Annotated in this window: 6 protein-coding genes and 1 pseudogene; 2 read left to right on the forward strand and 5 right to left on the reverse strand. The window is 64.4% G+C overall.

Features of this window, described 5'->3' with window-relative positions:
- Positions 1 to 609: a DUF3592 domain-containing protein gene (locus I004_RS38620; protein ID WP_078511869.1), complete on the forward strand. Its 609-nt coding sequence runs from the start codon at positions 1 to 3 to the stop codon at positions 607 to 609.
- A 91-nt stretch (positions 610 to 700) separates the two neighbouring features.
- On the opposite strand, the pseudogene I004_RS0127625 reads toward I004_RS38620, so the two are convergent.
- From I004_RS0127625 to I004_RS0127645, 5 genes and pseudogenes are all read right to left on the reverse strand, one after another.
- Positions 701 to 859, reverse strand: a pseudogene (locus tag I004_RS0127625) (dihydrofolate reductase family protein); the annotation flags it as partial.
- A gap of 556 nt (positions 860 to 1,415) precedes the next feature.
- Positions 1,416 to 2,906, reverse strand: coding sequence for an FG-GAP-like repeat-containing protein (locus tag I004_RS0127630; RefSeq protein WP_051345513.1), 1,491 nt, complete (start codon positions 2,904 to 2,906; stop codon positions 1,416 to 1,418).
- 241 nt (positions 2,907 to 3,147) lie between these two features.
- Positions 3,148 to 5,082 carry a hypothetical protein gene (locus I004_RS0127635; protein WP_028438140.1) on the reverse strand — a complete coding sequence of 645 codons (1,935 nt, stop codon included), beginning with the start codon at positions 5,080 to 5,082 and terminating at the stop codon, positions 3,148 to 3,150.
- Positions 5,083 to 5,222: 140 nt separating this feature from the next.
- Complete coding sequence (locus I004_RS36490; RefSeq protein ID WP_037978138.1) at positions 5,223 to 6,782, reverse strand: sulfatase family protein; 1,560 nt, start codon at positions 6,780 to 6,782, stop codon at positions 5,223 to 5,225.
- Positions 6,783 to 7,450: 668 nt separating this feature from the next.
- Complete coding sequence (locus I004_RS0127645) at positions 7,451 to 9,295, reverse strand: RNA polymerase sigma factor sigma-70 region 4 domain-containing protein (protein ID WP_158677124.1); 1,845 nt, start codon at positions 9,293 to 9,295, stop codon at positions 7,451 to 7,453.
- Between the two features lie 960 nt (positions 9,296 to 10,255).
- Here I004_RS0127645 and I004_RS39685 point away from each other — a divergent pair.
- Positions 10,256 to 10,945 (forward strand): ROK family protein (locus tag I004_RS39685; protein ID WP_037977701.1); only part of this gene is annotated, 690 nt, incomplete at its 3' end.

The following is a 10,945-nucleotide window of genomic DNA, read 5'->3' on the forward strand; positions in this document are numbered from 1 at the left end:
ATGGCATCGATGATGGACCGTTTGACGGGCAATCGGGGAAGGGCCGTTGCTGGTGGCGCGCTCGTCGCCGAGGGCCTCTTCGGAATCGACAGGCCATTCGGCCGCAGCCGGGCTGGAATATTCGGCTCTCTTGTGATTCTCCTCATAGGAGTTGTATGTGCTGGCGCAGGATTTCTCTGGCACGAACAGCACGAGCCCTACCCGAACGGAATTTCCACGACCGGTACGGTCAGCGGGGTACAGCAGAGCCGCAGCCATAAAGGCAAGGTGTCCTACTCTCGCGTCTTCACCTTCACCACTTCGAACGGCCAGAAGGTATCGGTCACGGAACCTGAGGCCAGTAGCACTCGGCCGGATCTGGGCGTCAGTGTCGAGGTATCGTATCTGAAACCCGATCCAGGATCTGCGCGGATCATTCCCGCGCACGATTGGCTACCCTATTCGATCATGGCAGCAGGGGTTCTGGCGGCGCTGATAGGCCTTGGCACTTTCGTGGTGAGGCTGATCACCTTGATCTTCGGAATCCGTGTCCTGAGCCGCGCCATGCGGGAACGCCGGGCATCCGCAAATGACGCGATGAGTCCGCCGGGACGCCACATTTCAAAGTAGAGGTGTCGGTACTCGTCGTGGTACGGCCCGCCATTTGCGCCCCACCGGAGGCGCCGTTGAATGCTCGGGGTGAAGATCCGCACCGACGTCGTTACAGGACGTCGTAGGTCAGGTGCGTCGCTGTCGATGTCGAGGTCACACTCCGCTGCACCAGCGTCCGCGGCGCTCCGCCGGTGAACAGCGGCGTCCCGGAGCCCAGCACGACGGGCGCGAAGTGCAGCGTCAACTCCTCGACCAGCCTGGCGGCAAGCGTCGTCCTCGGGCCGTAGCCGGTGGCCGCGAGCTGGACGGGCTCATCCGTCACCGTAAGTCCCGGGTGCCGCCGACCGTCGTCCAAGTTGCGGCCCTGGGCGGCGGTCCTGCAACAACTTGGTGGCCTGACCGAGGAAGCCGTATTCCTCGATACGGAAGGCACCGAGCACACCAGCGCCGTGTCACCGACCTCGGCAAGAACAGCACTCAACCCCTTACCGAGCCGGGCATTCATCGCTTCCCGGGCGAACTCCAAAGTGCCGCATCCGCCACGACCACGAGTATCACCTCTACGTGCGATGACGTCTGTTCGCCTACCGGGCTCACTCCATAGTTGTTTTGACCAGTGTTGAAGCTGAAATGCAGTCGCCCGGTCTCGGCACAGGTGCATTGCGACAGACACGAGGGCCTTCTGGCCTGGTGCGGATATCCCATTCCGCACCAGGCCAGAAGGCCCTCACATGTGTCCAGATCACGCACCACTGTCTGGCTCAACAGTGTCGAGCGCCCGTCGGGCGGGAGCACGGGCTCCCGCCCGACGGTGTCTGTGGGCCTCAGCGCAGGTAGCTCCCGAACAGCCCCTCGGTGACGGGTCCTTCGACATCGTCGGGACCGAAGGCCTTCGTGCTCGTCGTCGTCAGCCCGTCGGCAGAACCGCGCAGGGACCACACGGTGCCGGCCGACGCGTTCTCCGCCGTGGACGAGACGCCCAGGTCGCGATGGCCGTCACCGTCGGCGTCCAGCAGCGCGCAAGCCGACCCGAAAGCGTCGTTCTCCTCGGCGGCCCCGGGCACGCCCGCGGTGTTCTGGTTCACGACCTGGTTGCCGGTGGCGGTGACGCCCAACGCCGTGCCGTGCAGCAACGCCACCGAGCCGGCGTCGGTCAGACCGCCGAAGTCCTCCCCGCTGATGCCGAGCGCGACCTCCGCCCGGCCGTCGCCGGTCATGTCGGCCACCGAGACACAGGAGCCGCCCGTGTCGCCCTCCTCCTGAACGCCGGGGAAGCCAGGCAGGCTTTGGTCGAAGGACTGCACATGAGTCGAGGATGGGCCGTCCGCTGTGCCGTACGCGACGGTGACCTTCTCGCTTCCTTCGTAAGCACCAACCACAACGTCGTCGTATCCGTCGCCGTCCACGTCACCCACGCCGACAGCTCCACCGTCTCCGGGTGCGTCGACGGTCGTGAACCCCATGGGGCTGCCGAGCATGACGTGATTGCCCGACGCACCCTCACCCTCGTGCTGCCGGACAACGATGTCCTCGCGCTTGTCACCGTTCACGTCTCCGGCGGCCTTGATGACGGTGGGACCACTGATCGAGTCGGGGCCGTCGACGCACCGGTGGTTCGTCGTGCACTCGGCGCCGTCGTCGTCGTAACCCCACCACTCGGACTTGTCCATGAAGTCGAGCCGCTCGGCGGGGGTTCCCCCGCGTGATATCGGCCCCTTCCACAGGTTGGCCGGCTGGGTCACCGGGTCGTCTCCGGAAGCCTCGGCATCACCGGTCAGGGCCAGGTCGGCCTTGCCGTCACCGTCGAAGTCGCCGACCTGCGGCGCCTGTCCGTACTCGGCTATCGCTGTGCCGCCCGTCAGGCCCGAGGCCGAACCCCACAGCACGACGCTCCCCGAAGTCCCCTCCGCGGAGCCGATGACGAGGTCGCTGTAGCCGTCATCGTCCAGGTCGCCCTTGCTGGAGGTGTCGCCGAAACCCTGCTTGGCGACGGCCCATCCGGGCACGCCGCTCGTCGAGCGGCTCACAAGCTTCTTGTGGGAGGCGTCGAGCCCGACCGGGGAGCCGTACATCACCGCGACATACCCCGCCCCCGCTCTGCCGGAGACCGTGCCACCTGGTGCGCCGGAGACGAGGTCCGCGTAGCCGTCGCCGTTGAAGTCGTCCGCCGGGGCGCTTCGGCCCTCCGCGTGCGCCTCCTGCGAGGTGAACGACCATACGGTCATGCCGCCGGCGACGAGGACCGCGGCCGCCAGCAACGCGGCGGTACGGGCACCCAGCGATCTGCCCATCCCGCGTCGTTTCGGGCGCGTCATCGCGGATTCCTCCCGGCCCCGGAATTGATATCGTGCTGGCACATCAGTCCCCAAGTGAGATGTCCGGTCAGCTCGTGCGGCCCTATCAGCAAAGCACGCGCTGATTTATTCCTCAATCGATCCGAAATAGTCCTGGAAATCCTCAATTAACTACCGCCTCGCATATCCGGCACAGGAACCGGCTCTTCTGCCGCGCAGATCGACGTGTGCAGCAGAAGAGCCGAGGCGGGACGGTGGCCCCTCAGCGGGCGGCGAAGCGAAGCAGAGTCACCGAGTGCGCCTTGAAGCTCCTGGTAAGAGTTCCGTGATCGGTTTTCTCCTGCGACGTCTCGATGGAGACAGCGTCCTGATCGTCCACGTCGTTGAAGGCGTCGTAGGATTCTCCCGCCACCACGGAGATGTCGACGTTTCCGGAGGGCTTGATACCTCCCGGGGCCACATGGGCCTCGATGTCCTGATCGGGTGACCGGTTGACAACGAGGACGTTGAGGCGTCCCTTCTTGTCGACCGTGGCTGTCGTCAGGAGGGCCTCGTAGGAGGAGCCGAGAGCCGTTTCCCTGGTCTTCACCACGGTGTTGTCGTGCACCAGGCTCTTCACGGCGCGGCCGCCGCCCTGGAAGAAGTCGCTCAACTGCTCCCGCATGACCGCCTCCGCGGAGGGAATGAACTCGTCCCTGCCTCCGAAGAGCGACCGTCCCACGCCGCCCGGCCTCTCGACGATCAGATCGTTGCTCGCCGTCCACCGCACGCCGAGGTCGACGAACCGCGCCCACTGGGACGCCATGTAGAGAACGTGCGACATGGCGAACGAATACTGAGGGAAGGCTTCCGGATCACGTTCCTGGCTGAAGTAGAGAGCGCCGCATTCGGAAACCGCGACGAAGGCATCCTTCCTGCCGTACTTGCTCACTTGATCCTTGAGCTCGCTGACCATCTTCCCGGCAGCCGCCTCGCCGATCATCTGGAAATCGTGACCGGCCCGCTTGTCCGGAAAGCTCTTGATCTTGAGATCGCGGGAGAAGTTGGTATACGGATGGATCGACATTCCGTCGTAATGATCACCGTGTCCGTGTTCGGCCATGAGCCGGGGGAAATTTCCCTTGATCTTTCCCGAGCCGATCGACGCCCAGGTGGCGATCACATCGATCGACGGGTCAACCTTCTTCATCTTCGCGTAGTAGTCCACGAAACCGGCGTGCGGCCCGGAAACGTAGTCTGCAGTGATCTTGACCCCCTTCGGGGGGATCTTCCCGTGCTCGTCGTCGCCGAAGCGAATCGTGCCGGTGTCCGGTTCGAAGGTGTAGACACGGTCTCCCTCTCCGGCCGAGGAGAGGTCGCCGACCTCGCTCCACTCGGCGCCGCCCACACGGACGGTCTGACTCCGGGGCACCGCCGGCGGATACCAGACGGTGAAGCTCTGGTCCGGTTCACCGCTGCTGACCGATGCGGCGGGGCTGTGATCGCTCGGGGTTCCGACACGCTGGCGTGTCTGGCGCTGCTTCCCCCCGAACGCGTACTGCTTCATGGCCGTTTCTTCGTCGTCGCTCATCCAGTAGCGCTGATGCTCGCCGTACAGTTCGTTGCCGATCTCCCAGTAGCGCACTCCGTACGGCTCGGGGTGCCCGTTCGCCGCCCGCATGTCCCCGTACTCAGTCCCCTCCGGGGAGTTCATGTAGGCGACCCATGCGGCGATCTCGTCCGGTGTGGAACTGGCGAACGGCGCCATGATCTGCGGCTCGGCGCCGACCTTTCGTATGAAGGCCATGTACTCGTCCGGCCCATATCTGCTGTCGACCGATTCGCCCTTCTTGCCCTCGACCTGCCGGCTGCGCTCGGACTGGGGACCTATGGCTCCCTTCCAGTTGAAGAGGTTGGAGGAAGTTCCGCCCGGATAGCGGATGAGACTGGTCCCGCTCTTCTTCACCTTGGACACGAACTCCGGATCAGGGGCGCCCTTTTCGGGATCCCACAGTCCGTACGCGTCGTGGTACCACTTGGCTCCGTTGACGCCCGGGATGAGGGGACTCAACTTGGAGGTGACGTTGCCGGCGTCGACGGCGATGACCGCTCGACCGGCACCGCCGGAACCGCCGGAACCGTCGGGGTCCTCACACCCCACACTGATCGCGCCGGCCGCCAGTACGACTGCGCTCTGTATCAGCCTGCGTCGGCTCATTTCACTCAAGACTGCTCCAGGAAGATGCGCTCGCCGGGCCGCGCACCGCTTCTCTGTCGTGGGCGCGGCCGGCTGAGGGCTTGTTGCGGTTGGCGGGCTGGCCTCACCCCGCCTTCGGAAGCGGCGGGAGGAGGACGCGTCTAATCGCTGATGCTGGACGCCTTCCGGCAGCTCTCCGATCCCTCGCAGCGCTTCAGGTCACTGAGCGCGTCGTGCAGCTTGGCGCGCTTCTTCTCCGAGAGTTCGGACACGCGGTTCCTGAGCTGCTCGGGATCGGACTTCAGCGAGTAGTACTCGCTGTCGCCGCCGGCGTACTCGACGTAGAGGGAGTTCACCGTTCTGAGGGCCTCGTAGTCGGGCGGGTTGCCGTGGTCGTCGGGCGCCGCGTCCGGGTCGCCCTTCTTGGATTCCGCGTGGTGGTGCTCCACGAGCACGGCGTCACGCCAGTTCTTCAGCGGCCTCCCGCGCATCGGGTCCACAAGGCTCCGGCCGTCGACGCTGGACGGCGGCTTCACACCGGCCCATTCGAGGAAGGTGGGGTTCACATCGATGTTCCCCGTCAACTCGGAGACGTTCTTCCCGGCTGGGATCCCCGGCCCCGTGACCATCATCGGCACCTTGGTGTCGGTGTCGTATGGGGTCTGCTTCCCGGGAAGGAGGCGGTGCTCGCCCATGTGGAAGCCGTTGTCGGAACCGAACACGAAGTACGTGTCGTCCGCGAGCCCCTTGGCCTTGAGCTGGTCCTGCAGGTCGCCGATCATCTTGTCCACCGCCAGCACCGAACGTACGCGCTTGGCGAACTTCTTATCGATCTGCCTCTTGTCCTTCGAGGTCAGCGGAGTCAGCTTCTTCTGCCACTTCGGCGCGTTGCTGGATGCCTTGTCATAGGCCTCCGTCCGGGGAGCCTTCACCGAGGGATACTTGTCCTCGTCCCTCGGGGCCGGTGTGGACGGCGCATGCGGGACGAGGGGAGCAACCTCCAGCATGAACGGCTTCTTCGTCTTCGCCGAGGAGTCCACGAACGACGAAGCCTTATCTGCAAGAACATCCGTCAGATAGTCCTTGGGCTCGTCGCCGTGCCGCTCGACCTTGCCGTTGTGGTTGAGCTCGTAGTCGTACCCCTTGTAGGCGTCCCCGGCGCCGACCCACTCGTCCCAGCCTGTGGGAACGGGGTGTTTGGGCTGGCCCTTCTTCGCTGCCGGCCTGTAGCCGTTCATGTACTTGCCCATGAAGCCGGTGCGGTAGCCGGCCTTCTGGAGGCTCGGTGCGAAGCAGTCCTTCGGGTTCCCGTTCCTCTGGTAGGCGCCGTAGCCGCCGTCCTTGCCGTTGTTGGTGAAGACTCCGGTGTTGTGCGGGAACTGCCCTGTGAAGATGGACGAGCGCGACGGACAGCACAACGAGTCGGTGGCGAAGAAGTTCGAAAACGTGGTCCCCTTCTTCTGCATCTCCTGCACGTTGGGCATGTACTTCACAAGATTCCACGAAAGGTCGTCGGCCAGCACATAGACGATGTTGGGCTTCCCCTTGGGCTTCCCGCCGCCCGCCATGTTGCCGACGGACTCGGACGCCCCGTCGTTCTTGCGCCCGTCTGACGAACTCCCGGCCTCCTTGCCGTCCGGACCACACGACACAAGCAACGCCGCGCTCATGGCGAGACACAGTCCCACTTTGATTGAGCGGCGAAGACGCTTATCGGGCATGAGTGCTCCCTTCAAATACTGCTCTTCGTTGGGCATGACACCTTGAAAACTTTCTCTTTGTGACCTTCTTGTGAAGCGCGCTGTCGCGATCACGAAATCCCTTGGAAGCACATGCCGTTGAGCCCCCACTCAACGCTTTCGCCGGAAGCGGACAACGCCAGCAACCGGCACCGTGTACGCCTGAGAGGCGAATCCGTGGTGGCGGGGACATGCTCCCCGAGGTTCGGGTCATACCGATGGTTCCACTGCCATCACGCACCAACCGCGGGGAAAGTTCCCGGTAATTATGAAAGTCTCGGCATGTGACCGTCCGTCGGAAATCACCTGGACCGCCTGTCCGTGGCACCTCCAGACGCTGCTAATCGGAACAGTTTCAAAGATGCTTAAAACGCTGGGGAGATACAAGCTGTTCGCGCTGGATTAAGTGCCGCTCGTCCGGAATAAGGGCCCGGCGGTATACCCCGTGCTCAGCCGGGGATAGGCCTCTCTGAATGCGAGGCAGCGATTCGGGAACCGTACGGCTGACCGCCCCGATGAACCGCCGGCAGCGGCACGGCACGGGAGCTGAGAGTGGAAAAGCATCAGGCCGGAGCGTCAGGGCGCCTGCACGCAGCCGATTCTTCGTCAATCCTGTCGACGATTCGGGGAACCAAACCCGAGAAGGCCCCTCAACCAGCGCCATTGCCGGGAACACGGCCGGCCAGTTCCCAGCCCCACATCCGGTCGCGCACGCCCTTCAGCCCCCGCGCGAGGTGCCGCTGGAAGGTGCTCAGGGACACAGCAAGCTGCTCGGCGGCGGCTTCCCGCGTGGGAGCGCCCCGCAGGTACCTGGTTTCCACCGCCCGGGAGTACTTGTCCGTCCTCGCGTCCTTGCTGAGTGTCTCGAGAGCCTCGACGACGAGCGTCTGCATCGAGGCCATGCTCTCGGCATGTGAGTGCTCGGTCACGATCCGGGACCTCATGAGGGGGTTCGCCGCGAGAGAGTCCGGACGGTTCCACGCCTCGAGGGCATCGAGCACCGCCTTGTCGAACTCATCGCGGCTGAGGACGTTGAGTAGTTCGCCGTCCCGGTCGCCCGGTCTCGGTTTGGCGTCCGGACCGCCCAGCTCTATGGCGATACCGACGTCCATCCACTGGGTCACGGAGAAAAGCCGCCAGTCATGTGCGTATACCGCGTAGTTCCGCTCGCCCACGCGGACCTCTTCCCGCATGATCTGCTGGTCGATGTACGCCATGAATTCGGCCCAGAAAGGATTACTGGCCAACACGATGAACGACCACGCGAGACGGTCGGAATGAAGGAACGTAATGATGAACTGATAGACCATGAGATCCATACTCGGACAGGGGCGCTGACCGGAATCAGAAGTCACCATGAAACGGGCCACCCCGAAGTGCTCACCCGCGCGCAGTGGTCCCCGCGACTGGATACGCTTCCAGGCGGCGTCGGTGACCGGATCCTGCGTAAAATCTTCAGCCATGTCCGGTGTCAAGTGCAACCACGCCATAACGGCGTCGGGCTGCGCCGAGTCGGAGGAGCGGTACACGCGGAACGCCTCCGGCTGGCGGTCCAGCCAGAACGCGGCCATGCGAGCCGGCTCCTCACCTTCGGTCGCCCTGACCAGATTCAGTACGCTCACCCGGTCGGAATTGCGATAGATCGCCCCGTAGATACCACTTTTCCGGTCCCACGTCAGGAAGCGCGCGACGAAACCACTGTGCCGGTACAGGTACGACCAGGCCATGACGGTGGGGAGAGTGTCGGGCTCCTGGGCGGTCGTGGCCGCGTCGATGAGATAGCGGCTGTTGCGTCCGTGCATCTCCCGGTATCCGGCTGGGTCCCGCCAGCGCAGGTCGGCGTCGAGGATCTCGCGGACGAGGTCGTGCGGACAGGTCAGGCCGTGCAGCCCGTCCTCCATGTAGGGCTGACTCCACAGCCAGGCGAAGATCTCGGGGGCCTCGTCCCCGATCGTCGCGCAGAGTATGCCTTCAGTGGTGACGAAGGTGTGCGCGCGCACCTCGAGAGCGTGGTAATGGGACGGAGACGGTACGTCGCCGACGAGACACTGGAGGAGCTGCCGGAGCATGGTTCCGCTCGGCTTCCAATTCACGGAGCCCGCGCGGTCTCGTTGGACGACTTGCGCTGCCATGCTCAGGGCGAGCGGGTGCCCATGGGTGAATTCGATCAAGGTGTCTTGCAGTGAGGAGGTCACCTGCATTCTGTTCAGAAGCTCACGCGCCTCGGTGCACTGCAGGTTCGGCAGCGACACGGCCCGGAACGCACTCGCCCACCCGAGGTCCGCGCTCCATGCGCTGCTCGGTTCGTTCCTGCTCGCCAGGACGACAAGCGCGCCTACCGGGAGTTGTGGCATCAACTCCCCTGCCAGCCAGGGCTCCAGGCTCTCGCAGTGGTCGAAGTTGTCCACCACCAGCACGCTGGCCGGATCCTTGATCACTTCCCCGGCGCAGGCTTCGAAGGCTTGCCGAGATGGCTCCAGGTCGCGTGCGTTCACGGACACCACGTGCCCGACGTCCGTGTGGAGCTGGCCATGCGGCCGGAGCTGCCGTGGCAGGCGATCCCAATCTGCTCGGTGTTCATTGCCCCAGCCTGTTGATCAAGTGTCCTGAATGGTTCAGTGAGCCGATGTGCCATGGTGCCGGGCGTCACCGGCTTGTAGGTGGTGACGGCCGCAAAGCGCGGGCCAGTTCCGGGTTTCCGTATCAGGGCTGCCACAGCGTCCACTACCCACGTCTGTGATTCCTGCGGCTCCCGGCCCTGGCGTGAGGCATGCGTGCGGTCGGCTTCCCGTCGAGCCGGAACTGAGCCGTTGCACAGCGGCCAGGGTGCTCCGAGCGCAGTCGTGGCAGACGTCGGCGGCCGCAAGGGCACGATCACACCTACTTTGCAGGTGAGTTGGACGTCAGGGGCCCGTCGCAGGGGCGGTCGCGGGCCCCGCGTCTCGGCGCAATGGTGATTGGAAAGTAGGTCCGTACTAGTCGGCTTGCCGTAGCAGAGTCGTGACACTGGTTACGAAGTTATTTCCGATAACACCGCACACGGACTTTCAGAGATCTGACCCTCCCTTCCGAGTCTTCCTCAAGACTGGTCGGCACAAAGGAATGAGCCACCCCAGAGCGCACCTCGAGCAGCTGAGCGGCAGTGATTCCCCGGCTCAACTCTTCGTTTACTCACGGCTACTGTGCGCGAAATGCGATGGTCCCCGGCGTGGCCATTCGCACCGCAGGGGCCAACTCCCGTACAGACGCCTCCGGTTCCAGCGCATACCCGGCTTCCCAGGGCGACGTTAAGTCCTCCGTTCCTCTTCATCCCCGCAGTACGGTGAGGTCCCGCTGACGGCTGACATGCCTGTGACCAGGGGCATCGCTGTGCATCGAAAGGCGCAGTGCAAGGACTCATCAAGCCGGAGCCGGTAGCTGAGAGATCAGAACGAGACGGAGGAACTCCAGCTGTCATGATTGCCACACAACGTCGAGAGAACCTCTTGCAGAGGCCTCGCAAGGAAAACCACGAACTCGTGATTCGGCTGCTGAGCCGGCACGGCTCACTGAGGCGAAGCCAGTTGATTGCCATGACCGGACTCTCCCGAACGACGTTGTATGACGTCGTCGCTTCGCTTATCGCCGACGGCGTGATCGAAGTGTCGGTCCCACCGTCGACCGAACGGAAACGCGGTCGCCCAGTAGAAGAACTGGCGCTGAATCCGCAAACCAGTCAGGTGCTCGGGATCGACTTCTCCCAACAGGCAGTGCGGGTGGCCGTAGGCCTGGTCGACGAGATCATCGGAACAGCCAGCCAGTCGCACCCGCCGGACCTGTCATGGAGGGACCGTGTCGGCATCGCCTACCGGCTGGTGGAGTCGCTGAGGGGCCGCAGCCTGGGTCCGGGAGCGCTCAGCCGGATCGGAGTCGGAATGATGGGGCCAGTGGCCACGTCCGGTTCCGGAGGCCCGGACACCGACGGGCACGCGGCGATCTCGGCACTGGTGCAAGAACGGTTCGGGGCCAAGGTCCTCCTCGACAGCAGCACACGACTGGCGACCCTGGCCGAGTGGGAGTGGGGCGCCGCCGCCGGGGAGAGTGATGTGCTGTACCTGCAACTCTCGCGCACCGTGGGCGGTGGTCTCGTGGTCGGCGGCGCACTG

It is taken from the genome of Streptomyces sp. TAA486 (genome assembly GCF_000426165.1).

Coding starts and splice junctions, on each gene's coding strand:
- I004_RS0127635 (WP_028438140.1), bottom strand. CDS start 5,082: ATGAGCCGACGCAGGCTGATACAGAGCGCAGTCGTACTGGCGGCCGGC.
- I004_RS36490 (WP_037978138.1), bottom strand. CDS start 6,782: ATGCCCGATAAGCGTCTTCGCCGCTCAATCAAAGTGGGACTGTGTCTC.
- I004_RS38620 (WP_078511869.1), top strand. CDS start 1: ATGGCATCGATGATGGACCGTTTGACGGGCAATCGGGGAAGGGCCGTT.
- I004_RS0127630 (WP_051345513.1), bottom strand. CDS start 2,906: ATGACGCGCCCGAAACGACGCGGGATGGGCAGATCGCTGGGTGCCCGT.